Annotated in this window: 21 protein-coding genes; 14 read left to right on the top strand and 7 right to left on the bottom strand. The window is 48.7% G+C overall.

What is annotated here, in order from left to right; genetic code table 11:
• The first annotated feature begins 6 nt into the window (after positions 1-6).
• Positions 7-1,029, top strand: a complete 1,023-nt coding sequence (locus CWI83_RS02735; RefSeq protein ID WP_126825369.1) for a patatin-like phospholipase family protein — start codon at positions 7-9, stop codon at positions 1,027-1,029.
• 50 nt (positions 1,030-1,079) lie between these two features.
• Here CWI83_RS02735 and putP read toward each other — a convergent pair whose 3' ends face one another.
• Genes putP through pspF form a run of 7 tightly spaced genes read right to left on the bottom strand, consistent with a single transcriptional unit; the run spans position 1,080 to position 9,011 of the window.
• The gene (putP, locus tag CWI83_RS02730) at positions 1,080-2,603 is read right to left on the bottom strand and encodes a sodium/proline symporter PutP (RefSeq protein ID WP_126825367.1); all 1,524 of its coding nucleotides are present in this window, start codon (positions 2,601-2,603) and stop codon (positions 1,080-1,082) included.
• Between the two features lie 46 nt (positions 2,604-2,649).
• Positions 2,650-3,417, bottom strand: a complete 768-nt coding sequence (locus tag CWI83_RS02725) for an ATP-binding cassette domain-containing protein (protein WP_126825364.1) — start codon at positions 3,415-3,417, stop codon at positions 2,650-2,652.
• A gap of 1 nt (position 3,418) precedes the next feature.
• Entirely contained in the window at positions 3,419-4,405 is a 987-nt protein-coding gene (locus CWI83_RS02720; protein ID WP_126825361.1) for an oligopeptide/dipeptide ABC transporter ATP-binding protein, read from the bottom strand.
• Positions 4,405-5,298, bottom strand: coding sequence for an ABC transporter permease subunit (locus CWI83_RS02715; RefSeq protein WP_126825358.1), 894 nt, complete (start codon positions 5,296-5,298; stop codon positions 4,405-4,407). Before CWI83_RS02715 ends, CWI83_RS02720 begins: the two co-directional genes overlap by 1 nt.
• Complete coding sequence (locus tag CWI83_RS02710) at positions 5,288-6,313, bottom strand: ABC transporter permease (protein ID WP_126825355.1); 1,026 nt, start codon at positions 6,311-6,313, stop codon at positions 5,288-5,290. Before CWI83_RS02710 ends, CWI83_RS02715 begins: the two co-directional genes overlap by 11 nt.
• Entirely contained in the window at positions 6,310-7,911 is a 1,602-nt protein-coding gene (locus tag CWI83_RS02705) for an ABC transporter substrate-binding protein (RefSeq protein WP_338053318.1), read from the bottom strand. The genes CWI83_RS02710 and CWI83_RS02705 overlap by 4 nt, the downstream gene beginning before the upstream one ends.
• Before the next feature lie 26 nt (positions 7,912-7,937).
• A complete protein-coding gene (gene pspF, locus CWI83_RS02700) occupies positions 7,938-9,011 on the bottom strand; it encodes a phage shock protein operon transcriptional activator (RefSeq protein ID WP_126825352.1) in 1,074 nt (357 codons plus the stop codon).
• Between the two features lie 215 nt (positions 9,012-9,226).
• Here pspF and pspA point away from each other — a divergent pair, with 215 nt between their 5' ends.
• From pspA to maiA, 13 genes are all read left to right on the top strand, one after another.
• Positions 9,227-9,895, top strand: coding sequence for a phage shock protein PspA (gene pspA, locus CWI83_RS02695; RefSeq protein WP_126825349.1), 669 nt, complete (start codon positions 9,227-9,229; stop codon positions 9,893-9,895).
• 52 nt (positions 9,896-9,947) lie between these two features.
• Entirely contained in the window at positions 9,948-10,181 is a 234-nt protein-coding gene (gene pspB / locus CWI83_RS02690) for an envelope stress response membrane protein PspB (RefSeq protein WP_126825346.1), read from the top strand.
• Positions 10,178-10,564 (top strand): envelope stress response membrane protein PspC, encoded by a 387-nt coding sequence (gene pspC, locus CWI83_RS02685; RefSeq protein WP_126825343.1) that lies wholly within the window; start codon positions 10,178-10,180, stop codon positions 10,562-10,564. Before pspB ends, pspC begins: the two co-directional genes overlap by 4 nt.
• Entirely contained in the window at positions 10,564-11,937 is a 1,374-nt protein-coding gene (locus tag CWI83_RS02680; protein WP_126825340.1) for a YcjX family protein, read from the top strand. Before pspC ends, CWI83_RS02680 begins: the two co-directional genes overlap by 1 nt.
• Positions 11,934-12,899 carry a TIGR01620 family protein gene (locus CWI83_RS02675; protein ID WP_126825337.1) on the top strand — a complete coding sequence of 322 codons (966 nt, stop codon included), beginning with the start codon at positions 11,934-11,936 and terminating at the stop codon, positions 12,897-12,899. Before CWI83_RS02680 ends, CWI83_RS02675 begins: the two co-directional genes overlap by 4 nt.
• Before the next feature lie 95 nt (positions 12,900-12,994).
• Positions 12,995-14,230 carry a methionine gamma-lyase gene (gene megL, locus CWI83_RS02670; protein WP_126825334.1) on the top strand — a complete coding sequence of 412 codons (1,236 nt, stop codon included), beginning with the start codon at positions 12,995-12,997 and terminating at the stop codon, positions 14,228-14,230.
• A complete protein-coding gene (phhA, locus tag CWI83_RS02665) occupies positions 14,223-15,017 on the top strand; it encodes a phenylalanine 4-monooxygenase (protein ID WP_126825333.1) in 795 nt (264 codons plus the stop codon). The genes megL and phhA overlap by 8 nt, the downstream gene beginning before the upstream one ends.
• A gap of 21 nt (positions 15,018-15,038) precedes the next feature.
• A complete protein-coding gene (locus CWI83_RS02660; RefSeq protein WP_126825330.1) occupies positions 15,039-15,383 on the top strand; it encodes a 4a-hydroxytetrahydrobiopterin dehydratase in 345 nt (114 codons plus the stop codon).
• 103 nt (positions 15,384-15,486) lie between these two features.
• Positions 15,487-17,061: a transcriptional regulator TyrR gene (gene tyrR / locus CWI83_RS02655; protein ID WP_126825327.1), complete on the top strand. Its 1,575-nt coding sequence runs from the start codon at positions 15,487-15,489 to the stop codon at positions 17,059-17,061.
• Between the two features lie 221 nt (positions 17,062-17,282).
• On the top strand, positions 17,283-18,359 hold the full coding sequence (gene hppD, locus CWI83_RS02650; protein WP_126825325.1) for a 4-hydroxyphenylpyruvate dioxygenase: 1,077 nt from the start codon (positions 17,283-17,285) through the stop codon (positions 18,357-18,359).
• Positions 18,352-19,488, top strand: a complete 1,137-nt coding sequence (locus CWI83_RS02645; protein WP_126825323.1) for a homogentisate 1,2-dioxygenase — start codon at positions 18,352-18,354, stop codon at positions 19,486-19,488. Before hppD ends, CWI83_RS02645 begins: the two co-directional genes overlap by 8 nt.
• Positions 19,489-19,500: 12 nt before the next feature.
• Positions 19,501-20,532 (top strand): fumarylacetoacetate hydrolase family protein, encoded by a 1,032-nt coding sequence (locus CWI83_RS02640; protein ID WP_126825320.1) that lies wholly within the window; start codon positions 19,501-19,503, stop codon positions 20,530-20,532.
• Between the two features lie 15 nt (positions 20,533-20,547).
• Positions 20,548-21,189 (top strand): maleylacetoacetate isomerase, encoded by a 642-nt coding sequence (maiA, locus tag CWI83_RS02635; RefSeq protein ID WP_126825317.1) that lies wholly within the window; start codon positions 20,548-20,550, stop codon positions 21,187-21,189.
• The last annotated feature ends 60 nt before the right edge of the window (positions 21,190-21,249 follow it).

Genomic DNA, 21,249 nt, shown 5'->3' with positions numbered 1-21,249 from the left:
AATAGTATGAAATATGCAAAAGTTGCTTTAGCACTTGGCTCGGGTGCTGCCCGAGGCTGGTCTCATATTGGAGTTATTAAAGCTCTGACTGAGATGGGTATTGAAGTCAACATGGTTGCAGGAACATCAATCGGCTCCCTCGTGGGAGCCGGTTTTGCTTCTGGTGCATTAGAAGATCTAGAACAGTGGGTCACTGATATGGGCCGTTGGGAGGTGTTTAACCTGCTCGATATGGGCCTTAGTCATGGTGGGCTGATTCAAGGTGAGAAGGTATTTGAGCATGCGCGCGAACGCTTCGGTGCGGTAAACATTGAAGATCTTCCAATTACCTATGGTGCGGTTGCGACGGACCTCTATACAGGACGAGAAGTTTGGATCCGTGAAGGGGATGTTTATCATGCTGCACGTGCGTCATGTGCTATGCCTGGCTTACTCGCACCGCATGCTTATAACAAGCGCTGGATGGTCGATGGTGGCCTAGTAAATCCCGTTCCCGTGTCACTTTGTCGTGCATTGGGCGCCGATTTTGTGATAGCTGTGCACCTTAATTCCCAATTGACTGCATTTGCCCAAGAAATGCGTGAACGTTCGAGCTTGGTTACGCCAGATCCTGATGCGGACGTAATTGGTCAGCAGGGAAGTTCAGTAGACGAAGAATCTTTTGCTGCAGAACGGGCTGAACAATTTGAGCCCGAGGCGCAGAATGATGAGAACTTTTTTAAGAGTTTTCTGGGCGCTGGACAGCAATATTGGGATTCAGTGAAAGGCTGGTTCAATGGCTCTGACGTTAAAGCTCCGGGAATGTTTGGCGTGATGGCGGGGTCGATCGACATCATGCAGCAGCGCATCACAAAGGCACGAATCGCGGGCGATCCGCCTGATATTTTGATTCAACCTAAACTCGGCCATATCGGCTTATTGGAGTTCGATCGCGGACAAGAGGCGATTAAGCTTGGTTACGAAACAACGATGCGACGTAAGGACTATATCTTGAGTGAACTTGAGTTATACGTTAAACGTCGAGGATAAAAAAACCGCAGCTTAAGCTGCGGTTTTTTGTTATTGGCAGAAGCTTTTACTTAGATATGATCGAAGGTCCGTTCCATTTCTTCAAACTTATCCGTAAGCTCCGAAGCCGGTGGAGCAGTCATTAAGCTAAACACCCAAACTGCAATGCTTGATGCAATAAAGCCCGGAATAATCTCGTAAATAACACTACTGATCGTCGCACCATCGGCAAGAATAGGAGCGTAAATACATATTAACACTGTTGCCGCACCGGCAATCATTCCGGCAAGCGCGCCGTAGCGATTCATGCGTTTCCAGAACAGCGCGAAAATGATGACCGGTCCAAATGCTGCACCAAAGCCTGCCCAAGCATTAGCAACTAAGCTTAGAATCGTATTTTGTGGATCCCATGCTAGCGCGATGGCTACCAAAGAAACCAGTAGCACCGAAATACGACCAACCAAGACTAATTCCTTGTCACTCGCATCACGACGCAAGAATGCTTTATAAAAGTCTTCTGTCAGAGAACTTGATGTCACCAACAGCTGCGACGAGATGGTACTCATGATGGCAGCGAGAATAGCCGCAAGCAGGAAACCACCGATAAGTGGGTGGAATAAGTATTGCGAGAAAATGATAAAGATGGTTTCTGCATCACCCAGGGTCATTTTGGTCTCGCTGACATAGGCGATCCCGACAAAACCTGTGACCAAGGCACCGATAATTGCCACAATCATCCAGGTCATACCGATACGGCGTGCGGCCGGAATGTCGGCAAGCGAACGGATTGCCATAAAGCGGACGATGATATGCGGTTGCCCAAAGTAACCTAACCCCCAAGCGAGTAGGGAGATGATTCCGAGCCACGACAGCTGGTTTGTTAAGCTATCGGGATTGCTCGCGTCACGGAAGAAATCGAGAAAATCTGGATTGATCGCGCTCACTGTTGCATTTACTGTGCTCATCCCACCTAAGTCAAAAATGGCAACGACCGGCACTAGAACGAGGGCTACGAACATAATACAACCCTGCACAAAGTCGGTCATACTGACAGCGAGGAAGCCGCCGAACAGGGTGTAGGCGCAGACCACTCCTGCGGTGACCCAGAGTCCAGTTGAGTAGTCCATCCCGAATGAACTGTCAAAGAGCTTTCCTCCAGCGACCAAGCTTGCTGAGGTGTATAAAGTAAAGAAGATGATGATGACGAGTGATGAGAAAATTCTCAGTAACCGAGCACGGTCATCAAAACGCTTGGCAAAGAAATCAGGAATGGTAATCGCGTCATGGGCGACTTCGGTGTAGCTGCGTAAGCGTGGGGCAACAACGATATAGTTTAAGTAGGCGCCAATCACCAGCCCTACCGCAATCCAAACCTGCGATACCCCTGAAACATAGATGGCTCCGGGTAAACCCATCAGCATCCAGCCACTCATATCTGATGCGCCAGCCGAGAGGGCGGTTACTGCCGGCCCAAGTTGTCGGCCACCGAGCATATAGCCCGAGACATCATCAGTCGATTTACGATAAGCATACAAACCTATGCCCAACATCACGATGAAATAGAGCGCTAATGAAATAAGCGTACCTGTTTCCAAAGCGTTACTCCTTAATTGTGAGAAAATTTGCCGAATTTGGCATGGTCTAGAGCGTGCCTGTTTGCAATAAATGGCGCGTATATGTCTCTTTAGGATGATTGACCAATACCTGCGTCGGTCCGAATTCAATCATTTTACCACGATGCATTATTAATATCTTGTCAGCAACGTGTTTCACGATCTCCGTCGAATGTGAGACGAAAATGAACGAAATACCCATATCTTGCTGCAGATCTAGAATTAAGTTAATAATTTGAGCTCTAATCGATGGATCCAATGAGACGAATGCCTCATCAGCAACGATGATTTGCGGCGCGAGCACTATGGCACGAGCAATACACACCCGTTGCTGTTGTCCACTTGAGAGCATATGCGGATAAAAGTGATAGTGGTCAGGTAATAAGCCGACCTTGCGTAGAGTTTCAACCACATGCTGTTGTTGGGTTGCTGCATCCCAATTGGTATTGAAGCGCACGGCCTCTTTTAATTGCTTACCTACGGTAATCTGCGGGTTCAAGGAACGCAGACTATCTTGAAAAATCATTCGAATATTGCGACAGCGCTCGGCGTAATCCGTCGCTTGCAAGGGTTTGCCGTTTAACCGAATTTCACCACCGCTAGGTTTTTCGGCACCCGCGATAAGTCGGGCGATAGTTGATTTACCTGAGCCTGTCTCACCCATAATGGCAAGCGTCTCGCCGCGTTCAAGCGAAAAACTTAAAGGCTCCAGGGCGACAATTTTGGTCCCGCTAAAGAGCCCCGTTTTGTGCCGGTAAGACTTACTAAGTTGTTCAACTTCAAGTAACTTTGTCATCTTACTCATCCTCACTTAGGGGAAAATGACAAGCAAAGCTATGTTGCTTTTTGCGGGTTGTTGGCGGGGTTTGGATGCAAGCGCGGCGCGCGCGCGGACAACGGGGTCCTAAACGACAACCTATAGGTAAGTTTTGTAATGTTGGAATCGCGCCGGACAGGGTGGGTAGGCGCGATTTAGGTGCCACGGATTGATCCAACAGGCTCATTTCCAACATCGCTTGGGTATAGGGATGGCTTGGTTTGTTTAAGATCTGCTCAGTCGTGCCACTTTCCATTAATTGCCCACAGTACACTAGTGAAGTGCGCTGACTGTTAGGGATCATAGTGGTTAAATCTTGGGTAATCATCAGGATCGACATCCCTTGGCTGGCACTAAGCTTGCCAAGCAAGCGATAAATCTGCGCTCGAGTTGAGGGTTCCATCGCGGTGGTTGGCTCATCTGCAATTAATAATTTAGGGCTATGAGCAATCGCCATGGCAATACTGATTTTTTGCGCTAAACCTTCGGATATTTCATAGGGATAGCGCTGCATAATTTCTTTTGCTTGTTTAATCCCAACGCGGTGCAATAAGCGTTCTGCTCGGACTTTTCTATCCGTCCGGCGGCGTAGATAAAACCCTTTTAATTCGCCACTTGGAATGGCTTCAGAGAGTTGTTCTCCAATGGTGTGATTGGGGTCTAAATAGCTGCCTGGATTTTGAAAGATCATCGCCATATCGCGACCGGTTACAATCCGCCGTTGGGCTGGATTCAATCCGAGTAAGTCGTAGTGGCGCCACCAGAGTCGGTCTGCGGTAATTTTCCAGCGTGGGTTGATAAAGCCGAGGATAGCTTTGGCAAGCAGACTTTTCCCTGAACCAGATTCACCCACGAGCGTATGAATTTCACCTTCAGCGAGTTGTAAACTTAGTTTATCAATCACTTTCACTGGACCTGCAGAGGTATCGAGTTCAATCGTGAGATTGCGAATATCGAGTATATTCATTATTGCTCAACCCGCTTCTGGATAGACAAACGCAAATTATCACCTAAGACATTAATCGCTAAAATCGTGATGAAAAGAGCTAATCCGGGCAATACCATAGTCCAAGGGTACAAATAAACTTGGTCTAAGCTGCGCGCCAACATAGTGCCCCATTCAGGTGCCGGTGCTTGAACTCCTAAGCCAAGGAATCCAAGTGCAGCAATATCCAAAATAGCCGTGGATAGGGCGAAGGTGAGTTGCATCACCACAGTCGCAGTAATATTGGGGAAAATAACCCGAGTAAGCAAATACCAGGTTGAACAGCCATTGAGTTTGGATGCGGTAACATAGTCTTTGTGAATTTCATCTCGAATCGCATTGCGTACACTGTGGATAAACTGCGGAATTAACACCAGCGTAATGGCGAGCATGACATTAAATAGGGATGGTCCCAGAATCGCGATGATCACCAATGCCAGCAGTAAGGACGGAATCGAAAGAATCACATCAAGCATATGATTTAAGCCTGATGAGCGCATGCCAGAGCTGAGCCCTGCCCAAGCGCCGATGGCAATCCCTATCAGGGCAGCGAAGGCAACGGCAACAAGAGGATAACCTAAGCTGTAAACCGAGCCTGCGATAATTCGTGAGAGCAGATCACGACCAAGATCATCGGTTCCGAAGAGAAAACGAATCTCTCCTTCGTTATGCCACGAAGGGGGTTGCAAGATAGCATCAGCAAACTGCTGGTTGGCATCATATGGGGTGATCAGCGGGGACAGCAGCATCAGTACGAAAATGATACTTAATGCCCAAAATGCAACGACTACAAAAGGGTTGCTACTCATCAAAAGCCAAATGGAGCGCAGTGGTGAGGGCTCGCGTTGTTGATAATAGATACTGTTATTCGGCATAAAGCTCTTTCCTTACTTGCGGATAGCGCCATGCGTGGAATAACTCAACGGCAACATTGACCAATAGGATGAGGGTTGCGAATACCAGCACACCTGCCTGTAAGATGGGGTAGTCGCGCTCATAAATGCTCTTCACCAGCCAGCTACCAATACCAGGCCAGTTGAAAATAACTTCAACAATAATAATATTGCTCATCAATAAACTAAATAGCAGTCCTAACTGTCCCACCACTTGCTGCATGGCGTTAGGCAGAACATGCCGAGTAAGAATCGTCGATCCTTTCAAACCACGTGCACGCGCGGCGCGAATATAGTTTTGCCGCAGTACATCGAGGACGGCGCCACGGGTAATCCTTATCAGCATGGTCATGGGCATAATCGAGAGCACAATAATCGGCAGCCATAAATGATTTAGGGCATCGAGGAGCGCTGCATAAGGATACGGATAATCATTGAGCCAAATATCAATAAGCACCGCACCGCTTGTGACTGGAACATCATAAAGAGGGTTAATTTGCCCTGAAATAGGTGCGATGCCTAACTTTACTGCGAAGAACAAGATCAGCATTTGTGCCAACCAAAATACCGGAATCGAGTAGCTACTTAACCCTAATCCGGTAATGATGCGGTCAAAGCTACCGCCCTCAGTTAAGGCTGCGTAGATTCCCAATGGAGCCCCTAAAAGCATAGAGAGCAACATCGTTAATACGATGAGTTCCAGTGATGCACCAAGGAGTGGTGTCATGGTCTGAAATACATCTTCTTGCGTGATCAGAGATTGCCCCCATTGTCCGCTCAAGATATGACCGAGATAGGTTATATATTGTTGCGGGAAAGAGGCGTTTATGTCGCGTTCAAGTGCAACGCTTGCGTACTGGTTGGCATCGATTGCACGAATACCTGTCATATTGGTAAGGACATCACCAGGAAAAAAATAATTCAGCGAGAAAGTAAAAAGGCTTAACAGTACCAAAGTAATCAGCAGTAATAGCAGGCGCTGCAGGGTATATCTCATTGCTGCGGCTCCTGTTCTAGACGACGTGCTTGGCGAAAGTCGAGACCACCATAGGAGGGTGGGGTAAGGCCTTCGACGTCGGTTCGTTGGGCTTGGAAGCGTAACGAGTTAGCGATTGGAATTAATGGTGCTTGGGTAAACACATATTGTTCAATTTGGCGATAGAGCTCGGTGCGTTGCGAGCGCTTATCCTCACTAATCGCCCGCAGCAGTAATTGGTCGAACGTAGGGTCGCACCAGCGCGCACGATTATTACCACTTTGTTTTGCGGCGCAACTCAAGACTGGCCGAAAAAAGTTATCTGGATCTGCGTTATCCGCCACCCAGCCAATCAGCACACTATCATGTTCCCCTTGTGCTAAGCGTTGCCGAAAGACATTCCATTCATAGCTGACGATATTAGCTTGCACGCCAATGCGGGCAAGGTCGGCTTGGATAAGCTCCGCCATCCGTTGGGCATTGGGGTTGTAAGCGCGTTGTACCGGCATGGCCCAGATGTCCATGCTAAAGCCCTGTGGGAACCCAGCCTGTTGGAGGAGTTCCTGAGCAAGCTCAGGGTCATACACATAGCCGCTTTCTTGAGCTGCATAGGCCCAGGATGTCTCCGGTAGCATCCCGGTTGCGGTGCGGGCATTACCTTGATAAATCGCATCAATTATCGCGCTACGGTTAATGGCATGGGCTAGTGCTCGGCGGACCAAGGGCTGATTAAAAGGAGGACGTTCAGTGTTAAAGGCCCAAAACGCGACACTTGGATTAATCGCACTGGTGACCTTGATTTCACTGGTATCCGCCAACTGCTGTAATTCATCAACCAGGGGGTAGGGGATCACATCACATTCACCGGTGAGTAATTTTAACATCCGTTTATTGGCATTGGGTGTGATCGAGAAAACCAGTTGCTCAATGGCGGCTGCTTGGCGCCAGTAATCCTGATTACGGCGATAACGAACTACCGCATCTTTGCGGAACTCCTCAAAAATGAACGGCCCCGTGCCTACGGGTTGGCGGTCGATTTGTTCGGGCTGTTGTTGCTGTAATAATTGCGCACCATACTCAGCCGAGAGAATAATCGCAAAATCAGTGGCTAGGTTGGCTAGAAACGAACTATCTGCGCGGCGCAAGTGGATATCAACAGTATAATCATCGACTTGTTCGATCTTGCTGATTAACGAGCGTAAACCGCTGGAACTAAAAAAGGGATAGCGCCCCCCACCGATTGCATGATACGGATGCGTTGGATCGAGCCACCGTTCGAAGCTGAAGATCACATCTTTAGCGTTAAAGTTACGCGTTGGGGTAAACCAATTCGTCTGATGAAAGCCGACATTGGGGCGCAGTTCAAAGCGATAACGGGTCCCTTGATCGAGTGCATGCCAAGTTTTCGCTAACCCTGGGAGAAACTCTTGGCGTTCGGGATCATAATCAAGCAAACGGTCATAAAGCTGCGCCGAAGTCGCGTCGACGGTGGTCCCTGAAGTGACGAGTTGCGGATTAAAACTTTCAGGGTTTCCCTCCGAGCAATAAATCAGGCCTTGTTGCAACGGCTCCGGACGTTGGCTCGCTGGGCTGCATCCTTGCACGAATGCGGTCATCATGAGCATTAGTCCTAGCGGGAGACGGCTCACGAGTTAGGCCCCTCAAGTAAAGCATACTTTTTCAGGTAGCCCCGCAGTTGATGGTAGCTTAGACCAAGTAACTCAGCGGTTTTCTTCTGATTAAATTGTGCATGCTTTAGCGCATCTTGTAACAAGCGGGTTTCAAACTCAGCAATGACTTCTTTGAAGTCACACGGACCATCGTTAAATCTTACCGTCGTCACTGGTTGTTCAGTTGGTTCAGTTGGCGCTGCTGTCGAGCTGCTGGTGTGGTCATTTTCAGTGGGTTGCTGGCGATGCGCGGCAGGCTTTGGACGGTATGGGCTAGCAAATGGATCAAGGATAATCTCATGAACAGGGTTGTGGCTTTCACCCAAGCGATACACAGAACGCTCTATTACATTTTTTAACTCCCGCACATTACCCGGCCAATGATAATCAAGTAAGGTTCGTTTCGCTTGTTCAGTAAAACCACTAAATAACTCAAATTCGAGTTCGCGTGCCATTTGGATGGCGAAATGTTCCGCCAGGATCAAAATATCATCACGTCGTTCACGCAAAGGGGGTAGGGTGATTACGTCAAAGGCGAGGCGATCGAGTAAGTCGGCACGAAACTTACCTTGCTCAGCAAGACTCGGCAGATCCTCATTGGTCGCCGCAATGAGACGGGTATCTACTTTGACGGTGCGGCTGCCACCAACCCGTTCAAACTCACCGTACTCAATCACGCGTAAGATTTTTTCTTGCACCAAAGCTGACGTGTTCGCCAGTTCATCGAGAAACAAAGTGCCATTGTCGGCTCGTTCAAAGCGCCCTTCATGGCGTTTCGAGGCGCCGGTGAACGCTCCGGCTTCGTGTCCGAATAACTCGCTTTCAAGCAGGGATTCGCTTAATGCAGCACAATTTAATTTAACGTAAGCTTGTTCCCAGCGTTTCGAAAGGTAGTGTAAGCGCGCGGCAATCAGCTCTTTGCCCGTGCCACGTTCACCTATAATCAGAACGGGTTTATCGAGTGGTGCGATTTGCGAGACTTGCTCGAGCACGCTCAGGAAACTATTGGCTTGGCCAATTAAATTATCGGCGTCGCGAAAACGACTCATGCGCTGACCACTCTTTGTAATTGTTGTATTTAGTGAAAACGACTAAATATTAGTGTAATTGCTAACGACAGGGCGTCAATGTTTTTTCCAATAAAAGCACTAAATCACCGATTTTACTGGATTATCCGCTTTAAAAGAAAAGTTGGCATGGTATGTGCATCTATTACTAGCGACAGTGTAAATTGACAAAATTTTAATGAGTTGAGGAAAAAATTATGGGTATTTTTACACGCTTTACCGATATCGTGAATGCCAACTTAAACGCTTTACTAGATAAAGCTGAAGACCCTGAAAAAATGGTTCGCCTGATCATTCAAGAAATGGAAGACACTCTAGTTGAGGTGCGTTCTACTTCGGCCCGTTTGATCGCGGAAAAGAAAGATGCCGAACGTCAGGCAGCGCGTTTTCAACAGGCTGCGCAAGACTGGGAAAGCAAAGCTGAATTAGCTTTAAGTAAGGACCGCGAAGATTTGGCTCGCTTAGCCATTGCTGAGCGTCATCAAGTGCTTGAGCAAGAACAAGCTGTGCAAGACGAGATGACTAAAATTGCCGAACATTTGGAGCGGCTTAATGACGAAGTCGCGCAGTTGCAAGAGAAGCTTGCTGATGCCAAGGCGCGTCAGAAAACGATCATCATGCGCCAACGCGCGGCCAGCACTCGGCTTGAAGTGAAAAAAAGCATCGATAGTTCTAAAATTGATGATGCGATGATCAAGTTTGCGCGTTATGAGTCAAAAATTGATGATATTGAATCTCAAGTTGAAGCTTATGACATGGGTAAGAAGACCCTGCGTGACGAGTTTGCTGAGCTCGAATCAGAAGATAAAGTGAACGACGAGCTTGAAGCATTGCGGGCGCGGATGAAGAAAAACAAAGCTGAATAATTCGGCTCGGTAAGATTTTGAAAGAGATGACAGACAAGTAAGGAATTGAGCTATGGACTTTGAAACAATTATTGTAGCGCCGTTAATCTTGTTCATGATTTTTGTGGCGCCAATCTGGGTCATCATGCATTACAAAGCAAAGCGTAAAATGAGTGAGGGCTTGTCTGCTGAGGATCTCGCTACTTTGCAAAGCTTGGCGCGCCAAGGCGAAAAAATGCGTGAACGAATCAAGACGCTCGAAGCGATCCTTGATGCTGAATCACCTGAGTGGAGGGAGCGTTCATGAGTAAAGAGAAACGTGAATTACTGCGTGATAAGAAGAAAGGTAAAATTGCCGGAGTTTGCGCAGGGATCGCTGATTACTTTGGCATCGAAACCTGGTTAGTACGCATTATCTGTGTAACCGCTGCGGTATTTGGCCAAGGTTTTGTCATCGTGCTTTATATCGCTGGCTGGTTTATTTTGGATGAAAAGCCAGAGCAAGAACAGCTTAAAGAAGAAGAGCATATCGCCATTAAGAAGCGTATTTGGCAAGCCGGAGAGCCACCTGCTGGCGCATTCCGTGAAGTCAGTGGCGAGTATCAAGACTTAGAAGTGCGCTTGCAAAAAATGGAGCGTTACGTCACCTCCAATGCGTATCGTTTGGATCGAGAGCTCAAGCAGCTGTAATGACAATCGAGTCGTTTCTTCTAAAAGCCCAACAGCAAGGCCGTGATCTAATCGATCGCGGCCTTGATCATCATATTCGGATTGCGGTCACCGGTCTTAGCGGTGCGGGCAAAACAGCCTTTATCACTAGCCTCATTGACCACTTTAAGCATGCTGGTGAATTGCCGGTGAGTTTTTGGGAGGCAGCGAGTCGTGGGGCTATTACTGCTGTTGAATTCACGCCGCAGCCCGATTGGACGATTGCCCGGTTTGACTATGAGCAGGCAGTGCAGGCGTTAACCCAAGTACAACCGTGTTGGCCTGAGTCAACCACACAAATGAGCGAAATCCGCTTAACGGTTCATCTAAAAAGACAATCGGGATTGCTGAAAAATATCATTTCAAGCAAACGCTTGGTTATTGATATCCTCGATTATCCGGGTGAGTGGTTGCTTGATTTGCCGTTGCTCAACCTAAGTTACGAGCAATGGTCTAAACAGCAGTTTGAATTATCCCAACAAGCGTCGCGACAGGCTGAATTTAAAGCCTGGCAGAGTGATTGTCTGCCACTCCCGACTGCACCCAATAACGAGCTTATTGAACACTATATTCGTACCCAGGCGGCAAGGTATCGAGAGATGTTACAAAGCCTTCGTAATCAACATGGTTTGTATTGGTTACAGCCTGGACGGGCGCTTTTACCTGGCGCTTATGCGCAGGCCCCGATTCTTGATTTCTTCCCTTGGCCGGAGGCGCAGCAGCAGCCCCAATCTCCAGTTTATCAGGCGTTATCGGAGCGTTTTGAGCGCTACAAAAAAGAGCTTGTAGCGCCTATGTATGAACGTCACTTTCGTAGTTTTAATCGGCAAGTCATGATGGTCGATATCCTGGGTGCAATGGCCCGCGGACCTGCGGCTTTCGCTGACCTGCAACAAGCCTTGCAGCAACTCATGCCGATTTTCCAGTATGGCAAAAACCATTGGTTGCGGCGGCTGTTTAAGCCGCACATTGACCGGGTTGCATTCGTCGCAAGTAAGGCCGATTACTTGTTACCTGAGCAGCAGCAGCTGGTCCAGCAATGGTTACAGCAATTGGTAGAGCAGGCTACAGTAGAGCAATTTGAGCAGGAGCCCTTTGTCAGAGAATATTTTGCGATGGCGTCGTTGCGGGTAACTGAGCTTGGCCAAAATCAGCAGCAGCAATTGCTACTGCGCGGCTTTGATGGTGAGAATTGGGTGCAGTTTTATTTAGCCGACTTGCCGGATTCAATCGCACAGTTTGAACAGGCGCTTGCGTTGCCGCAGTTAACGCCACTGCCGGATGTCTCGAAACGCCCATTTGCGGCGATTCGGATGGACCAAATTATTGAATTTCTCACCCGAGACGAAGTATGAAGAAAGCACATATCGTATTTCAAAAGGACGATGACTTTACGCCACTGGCAACTGCTCAGCAGCAAGAGCTCGAGATCCTGCAAGCAAGCCTCGGCGAGCGAAAAACAAAGTCAAAGGGGCGTCCCGTACTGTTGTTGATGCTCGCCGTAGCAGCGGTTTTGGCCGTATTTGAGTTAGCTTGGACGCTGTATCAAAGCTGGCAAAACAATACGCTACTTGGTATGGCGTGGGCCGTTTTTGCACTGCTGTTAATGGCGCTCGGGTTAACCTGGGCTGGCCGCGAGTTGCGGAGCCTGCAGCGACTTAAACAACAGCAACAGCGGCGCGAGCAGTGGCAGCGTGACCCTAGCTCATTTAATGCCTCGCTAAGCCTCAAACTATTGCGACGTCCAGATTTATGGGTGGTTTGGCATCGTGTTGAGCATCAGCAGCTGAGTGCGGCCGAGCAACAGCAGCTATTTGAGCGCGAGATTTTGCGGCGGGTCGACCAAGATGTTCAGGAGCTCATCGCGCGCGCTGCGGTCGAGAGTGCGGTATTTGTTGCGTTAAGCCCCGTTGCATTGCTCGATGCGGCCGGCATGGCATGGCGTAATCAAAAGTTGGTGACAGCAATTGCGCAAGCTTATGGTATCGAGCTGGGCTATTGGAGTCGAATCCGCTTATGGCGCCAGGTGCTCAGTAACTTGGCCTTAGTCGCCATGTCCGAAGTGGCAATTGATATGGGCACCAGCTTGCTTGGGACCGAGTTGATGGGGCGTCTGTCATTACGTGCTGGGCAAGGGTTCGGCGCAGGTATTTTGACAGCACGACTCGGGATTCAGGCGCAGGCATTGTGTCGACCGCTGCATTTTAACACGCAGCAGCCAGCGCGCCTTAGTGATATCCAACCACGTATCCTGAGTCGACTTGGACGGGTGCTGCCCAAATTTGAACGCCAAGGCAAAGTTAAGGTGGAAAATTAGCGTTACAGTTGTTGCCATGTTGGCGGACAGTTAGGACTTGCGTGGGCACGGCTCGCAATGCAATCTTGCTGCAACTGAACAACATGGAACTGACTATGGCAAGCCACAAACATAACAATAATTGGCAGCCTGCGACCGTTGCAATTCACGGTGCGAAGCAAGCGAATGAACACGGAGCGCTGGTCTCTCCACTCTATCAAACCGCAACCTTTGCGTTTGAGAATACCGCACAAGGTGGGCGTCGGTTTGCGGGCGAGGAGGAGGGTTACATTTATTCTCGCCTGGGCAACCCAACGACCTGTGAGCTTGAGCAGCGGGTTGCTTTGCTCGAAGGTTACGAGGCGGGTGCAGCATGCGCCACAGGCATGGGCGCTGTCTCTGCAGCGACGCTCGCTTTCGTCTCGCAAGGTGACCATATTATCATTGCCGATGCCTTATATGGCTGCAGTTTCGCGCTGTTTTCGCACTTATTTACCCGGTTTGGGATCACTGTTGATTTTGTCGACTTCTCTGATTTAGCCGCAGTGCAAGCGAAAGTGACCGATAAAACCAAGCTGTTTTATCTGGAGTCTCCGGTTAATCCACATTTGAAAGTCATCGATATTGCCGCTGTTGCCAAGCTCGCAAAGGCGGCCGGAGCAAGATTAGTCGTTGATAATACCTTTATGACACCACTGCTGCAGCGCCCACGCGAACAGGGTGCTGATATTGTGATCCATAGCGCAACCAAATACCTCAATGGTCATGGTGATGTTGTTGCAGGCATCATTTGCGGCAACGCCGATGATATCGGCTTGATTAAAATGACGACCCTTAAGGATATGGGGGCAACAATGAGTCCGCACGATGCGTGGCTTATTTTACGCGGTTTGAAAACCCTTGATATCCGCATGGAACGGCACCAAAGCAATGCCCAGCAAGTGGCGGCTTATCTTGCTCAGCATCCAGCGGTAGCCAAGGTGTATTATCCGGGCTTTAAAGAACACCCGGCGCAAGCGTTAATGGGAACCCAAATGCATGGTCCAGGCGCGGTGATTGCATTTGAGCTTGCTGGCGATATGGCTGCCGCGCAGCGCTTTATCGATGCGCTGCAGATGATAACCATTGCCGTGAGCTTAGGTGATGCCGAAACCCTGATTCAGCATCCGGCGTCGATGACGCATTCCCCATACACGCCAGAAGCGCGAGCCGCTGCGGGCATAAGTGATACCCTAATTCGAATCGCGGTCGGTTTAGAAGCAGTCGATGACATCATCGCTGATCTTGAATTTGGTCTACAACGTTTAACAGAATCAACAGCACAACAAGAGGAAACTGTATCTCATGGCTAAACAGAGCAAGTACGTTTCGCGACAGCCAGATGAACAGGGCGTTATTCATTGGAGCGCTGAAGAAAATCAAATTTGGCACGATCTCGTTGCTCGGCAACTGCAGCACATTCCAGGTAAAGCCTGTGATGAATATATGCATGGCCTTGAGCTCCTTGATTTACCCAAGGATAGAATTCCGCAATTAGCAGAAATTAACCAAGTGTTAGAGCGAGAGACGGGCTGGCAAGTTGCACAAGTGCCGGCTTTAATCCCATTTGATGAGTTCTTTCGGTTATTAGCCAATAAACAGTTCCCAGTGGCGACTTTTATTCGTACGCGGGAAGAATTCGATTACCTGCAAGAGCCAGATATCTTCCACGAAATATTTGGTCACTGTCCGCTGTTAACCAACCCAGCCTTTGCTCATTTCACCCACAAATACGGGCAACTTGGCTTGAACGCAAGCCCCAAGGAACGGGTCTATTTAGCTCGTTTATATTGGTTCACCGTTGAATTTGGATTGCTGCAAACAGCGGATGGGATCCGCATTTATGGCGGCGGGATTTTGTCTTCACCTGGCGAGACAGAATATGCGGTCAATAGCGACAAAGCTGAACGTAAACCCTTGGTCCCACTTGATGCACTGCGCACGCCGTATCGGATTGATATCATGCAGCCGATCTATTACACCCTTGAGAGCACAGAACAACTTTTTGAAATCGCCGACTTGGATATCATGAGCTTAGTTCATGAAGCGATGGAACTGGGCTTATTTGAACCTAAGTTTCCACCGAAACCTGCGGCTTAATATTGTAACGGAGCGTAGTAAATGTCTGATCTAAAACAGCAAACTTGTGAAGCCTGTAACGCTGATGCACCCCAGGTGACGGATGCTGAACTCGCTGAATTGATTCGTGAAATTCCAGACTGGACCCCAGTGGTGCGAGATGGTGTGATGCAACTTGAGCGTGTGTTCAAATTTAAAAACTTTAAGCTGGCACTCGCATTCACCAACCGCGTTGGCGAAGTTGCCGAAGAAGCGTTTCATCATCCAACCTTGGTGACAGAGTGGGGCAAAGTAACGGTCACTTGGTGGACCCACGCGATTAATGGTCTACACAAGAATGACTTCATCATGGCCGCGAAAACTGACGCAGTGCTCGATAGCGAATAAAAGTTTGCGACCAAATCCGTTAAATAAACGCTTATTTGGAGTGATCTGAATAAGCGTTTTTTGTATACTCAACTTTACAGTCTAACGAAGAGTAAAGCTGAGTATGCGTCTAGAAATTAGCTGCGATGATCGCCTTGGTTTATGTCAGGATGTCCTGCAAATTTTGCGGGATCACGAAATCGATCTGCGTGGTATCGAAGTCGATCCGAAAGGTAAAATATTTCTCAACTTTCCAGAATTAGAATTCTCTGACTTTCAACATTTGATGCCGGAAATCCGTCGCATCCCCAATGTAAAAGACGTCAAAACCGTCGCCTTCATGCCATCTGAGCGTGAGCACTATGAGTACGGTTTGCTCCTTTCAAAACTGCCTGATCCGGTCTTATCGATTGATAACAAAGGAATCATTGATATTGCCAATGATGCGGCTGAACTTATTTTGGCTGAGCATCGGCATAAGCTCAAAGGACAACCGCTCTCGCATTACTTGAGTGGCTTTAACATTCAGCGCTGGCTCGATAAGAGTCCAAAAGACGCGACCGTTGAACAAGTGTCGATTCACGGCAGTAAATATTTTGCCGATATGCTACCGGTATGGATCGCTGATGACTCTGGCCAAACAAGCTTTGCCGGCGCGGTTATTACCTGTAAGCCACAACCCTTAGCAAGCCAGTGGCAACGGACTCAACAGCAGGACGCTTTTGCGCAAATTTTAGGTGAACATAGCCAGCTCAAGCGGCTAGTGAAAGAAGCGTCGCGGATGGCCGAGCTGAACGTGCCTTTACTGATTCAAGGAGAAACCGGAGTCGGTAAAGAGCTCCTGGCGCGGGCCTGTCATCAAGCGTCTGCACGAGCAGAGAAGCCGTTCCTCGCGATCAATTGTGCAGCATTGCCGGATAACGTTGCCGAAAGTGAATTATTCGGCCATGGCAAGGGCAGTATTGCGCCGCACACCGAAGCAAAAAAGGGCATTTTTGAGCAAGCCAATGGCGGCACCGTCCTGCTCGATTCAGTTTCAGAAATGTCGAACGGTTTGCAAGCTAAATTACTGCGTTTTATTCAAGATGGTCGGTTTCGCCGTATTGGCGAGGAAGCCGAAGTGACGGTTGATGTGCGGATCATCTGTACGGCACAAAATGATTTGATCGAGCATGTTGAAGCAGGGCGCTTTCGCGAGGATCTCTATTATCGGTTGAATGTATTGACGTTATCCGTTCCGCCTTTGCGGGAACGTAAAACGGATATTCCGATCCTTGCTGAACACTTTACCCTGCAGGCATGCCAGCGACTGGGCCGCAGTTTGGTGTTATTGACCCGGGAAACACGCGAGCAATTGCAACGTTATCAGTGGCCTGGCAACGTTCGTCAGCTCGAAAATGTGCTATTTCGCTCGATTTCAATGCTCGAAGGTGACCGCTTAGATAGCCAAGATCTGCACTTACCAGAGTTACAAACAGCGCAAGAAAGTCTCGCTGTTGATTTGGAAGAAAGTAGCCTTGATGAGGCAGTCAAGAAGTTCGAAGCCACCATTTTACGGCGGCTCTATCCGAGTTATCCAAGTACTCGGCAGCTCGCTCGCAAGTTGGGCTTGTCCCACACAGCCGTCGCCAACAAGCTGCGTGAATACGGGATCGGTAAGCAGCGCAAACGTACCGCTGCGAGTGAAACTGTAAAGTAAACGTACCAAGTTTTTCGCCTTAGTGGAGCGATTTCAGTACGAAAAACTCCCTGTCATATACCTGCTATCGGCCTCTGTAATTCTTTCTTTACGAAAGTTGGAGGTCGTGCGTTGCTCAAAAGTCCGCGTCTTTTCGGCCATTGAGATCGGAATTTTCGATTTTTGCACTATGATTAGGGCCATAGCAAACAACCCTAATGACTCTACAACGAGGAACAAAGATGACTGATATTTCATATAACCCGCTCCAAACTGACGGTTTTGAGTTTGTTGAGTACACAGCTCCCGATGCGGACGGAATTGCAGCCCTTAAAGATTTGTTCGATAAGCTAGGATTTACCGAGGTTGCGAAACATAAACGCAAGCAAGCGTGGTTATTCAAGCAAAATGATATCAACTTCATCATCAATGCAGAGCCAGGTGGGCAAGCTGAAGAGTTCGCGCGTGAGCACGGACCGAGCGTCTGTGGTATGGCATGGCGGGTTGCTGATGCAAAACATGCTTTTGAGCATGCCCTTGCCAACGGTGCAAAAGCATTTGAACGTGACGTCGCGGCTGGTGAAGCTGATTACCCAGCGGTTTATGGTATCGGCGCGAGTGTTTTGAACTTTATCGATAACTATCAAGATCTTGAAGTATACAAGCAAGATTTTGATTTTTATGACGGCTGGGAACAGAAGATGAAAGACCATGCAGCAGGTCTTTATGAAGTGGATCACCTCACTCATAACGTGTTCCGCGGCAACATGGATACCTGGGCTGGATTCTATGAGCGCATTGGTAACTTCCGTGAGATTCGTTATTTCGACATAGAAGGCAAGTTGACTGGCCTGTTAAGCCGCGCCATGACCGCGCCATGTGGCAAGATTCGGATTCCGATTAACGAATCTCATGATGACAAATCACAGATCGAAGAATACCTGCGTGAGTACAATGGTGAAGGGATTCAGCATATCGCTATGACCAGTGATGACATCTACAAAACAGTGCGCGATTTGCGTGCGATCGGTATGGATTTCATGCCAACTCCGGATACCTATTACGAGAAGGTTGACGAGCGTGTCGAAGGCCACGAAGAAGACGTTGAGCAATTACGTGAGCTACAAATTCTGATTGATGGCGCGCCGATGAAAGATGGTATTTTATTGCAAATCTTCACCCAAACTGTGATTGGTCCGGTGTTCTTTGAAATTATTCAACGCAAGGGCAACGAAGGTTTCGGCGAAGGTAACTTTAAGGCCTTGTTCGAATCGATCGAAGAAGACCAAATTCGCCGTGGAGTACTAACTGATGCGTAAATGGATTAGCTTTCCGAAGCAGTCTGGCGTGAGCTCAAAGCAGGCTCACGCGGACTTCCCGGAGCAAGCGGTCTATGAACGTGAAGCCGGTCGCAGTGGCTTTTTTGGTCCTGCGACGCACTTTCATCATCGTCATGCTCCAACGGGTTGGAGTGAGTGGGAAGGGGACTTACGTCCGCGTTGCTTCGACTTCAATAAACTCACGCATCCGCAAACCATTTCACCATGGCGTGCGCCGAACTTGTTGCATAACGCGCACTGTAAATTCCGTATTTGGCATTGCCAAGAAAAAATGGAGTTTTTAGTTCGAAACGCAGATGGTGATGAGTTGCTATTCGTCCACGAAGGGCGCGGCGAACTTTACTGTGATTATGGTCATATCACCCTTGAAAAAGGCGACTATTTCAGTATTCCACGTTCTACAACATGGCGTTTAGAGCCGATCGAGCCGATGCAATTGGTGATGATTGAAGCGACCAATGGCAGCTATCAGCTCCCTGAAAAAGGACTGGTTGGCAATCACGCCATTTTTGATCCAGCGTGTTTGGATGTGCCAGAAATCGATGCTGCATTTCAAGCGCAATACAGTGAAGAGAGTTGGAAAGTCGAGGTAAAACGACACGGTCAAGTATCGGTCATTACCTATCCGTACAACCCTCTTGATGCAGTAGGCTGGCACGGCGATTTAGCCCCTGTGCGGATTAATTGGCGTGATATTCGTCCATTGATGAGTCATCGCTATCATTTACCGCCATCAGCGCACACCACCTTTGTGGCGGAGCGTTTTGTGGTCTGTACCTTCGTACCACGCCCTATTGAGTCTGACCCAGGCGCTTTGAAAGTGCCGTTTTATCATAATAACGATGATTATGATGAGGTGCTGTTCTATCACGAAGGGGACTTCTTCAGCCGCGATAATATCGACCGTGGCATGGTAACCTTCCATCCAGCTGGTTTTACCCATGGTCCGCATCCAAAAGCGTTTAAAGCGGGCATGGAGTACAAGAAGAAGTTTACCGATGAAATCGCAGTGATGTTAGACACACGTGACGCACTGGAAATGGGCGAAATTTGTGCGAGCGTTGAAAACAAAGACTATGTCTACAGTTGGCAAGAGCAAAAAGACTAACCAAGGATATTTATGAAATTAGCAAGCTACAGAAATGGCACACGTGACGGACAATTAATGGTGGTAAGCCGCGACCTTAGTCGGGCTGTCGCTGTTCCAGCATTGGCCGCAACTATGCAAGAGGTGCTTGATGACTGGGATGGTATTGCTCCTGAACTAGAAAAAGTATACGCAGCGCTCAACGCTGGTGAATTGGACGATGCCGAGGACTTTTCCGAAGCATTATGTGAATCCCCATTACCGCGTGCCTATCAATGGGCGGATGGCAGTGCTTATGTAAATCACGTGGAGCTTGTGCGAAAGGCGCGCAATGCAGAAATGCCGCCAAGCTTTTGGACTGACCCATTGATGTACCAGGGTGGTTCGGATGATTTTCTTGGTCCAAAAGATGATATCGAAATGGCTGACACCAGCTGGGGAATCGACTTTGAAGGTGAAATTGCCGTGATCACTGACGATGTCCCTATGGGTGCTACTGCGGAACAAGCAGGTGCTGCGATTCGCTTATTAATGTTGGTGAATGACGTTTCTCTGCGCGGTTTAATTCCAAATGAATTAGGCAAAGGGTTTGGTTTCTTCCAATCGAAACCATCCTCAGCATTTTCACCCGTCGCGGTCACCCCAGATGAGCTCGGCTCGCATTGGCATGATTTTAAAGTTCACTTGCCACTGTTAAGTGAATACAACGGACAACCTTTTGGTAAGCCTGATGCAGGCCAAGATATGACCTTTAATTTTGGTCAATTGGTTGCTCATGCAGCGAAAACTCGTCACCTCGGCGCGGGCGCGATCATTGGTTCAGGAACCGTGTCGAATAAGCAAGGCACCGACCATGGTAGTGCGATCGCAGAAGGCGGGGTGGGGTATAGCTGTATTGCCGAAGTGCGGATGATCGAAACGATTCGTGATGGCAAGCCAACGACCGGATTCATGCAGTTTGGTGACACCATTCGCATTGAAATGAAAGATCCAGAAGGGCGCAGTATCTTCGGTTCGATCGATCAAAAAGTTGTGCAATATACCGGCCCAGAGCACGACGAATAAAGCACGGGAGGTCCTATGGAACTGTATGGTTACTGGCGCTCAAGCGCCAGTTATCGGGTGCGTATTGGGTTGAATTATAAAGGCCTAGACTACCACTCGATTCCTGTACATTTATTGCGTGATGGGGGCGAGCAACATCAAACGGCGTATCGTCAATTAAACCCGAATGGGTTAGTGCCAACCCTAGTGGATGGCTCCCATGTGGTGCATCAATCACTTGCAATTCTCGAGTATCTTGATGAGACCTGTGCAGGACCAAAACTGTTACCAGGTGATGCGGCACAACGCGCGACGATTCGTGCACTGAGTTTAGACTTGGCTGCTGAATTACAACCGCTGATTAATTTACGCGTACAGCAATACTTAACCCAGCAGTTACAGGTGTCTGAGCAAGCGAAACAAGCCTGGTTGCAAGAATGGTTTGGCCGCGCTTTTCAGGCGTTTGAAACCAGCCTGCACGAGACCGCAGGTGATTATGCCGTCGGCGATAGTTTTAGCATGGCTGATGCCTGCTTGGTGCCACAGGTCTATAGTGCTTTGCGGTTCGGCATTGAGCTTGCTGATTATCCGCAACTGGAGCGTCTCTATCAGAAGCTTTTGAGCTTAGATTTCGTCCAAGCAGCGGCTCCTGAACAGCAGCCGGATGCACAAGTCTAACCGCAAATTCGCGGATATCTATCGCAACTTGATGAAGCCCGACTCGCAGTTTGTCGGGCT

This window comes from Pseudidiomarina taiwanensis (assembly GCF_003987435.1).
GTDB classification, from domain to species: Bacteria; Pseudomonadota; Gammaproteobacteria; order Enterobacterales; family Alteromonadaceae; genus Pseudidiomarina; species Pseudidiomarina taiwanensis.
The sequence above is the reverse complement of the archived record's forward strand: the minus strand, read 5'-3'. Positions and strand labels throughout refer to the sequence as shown.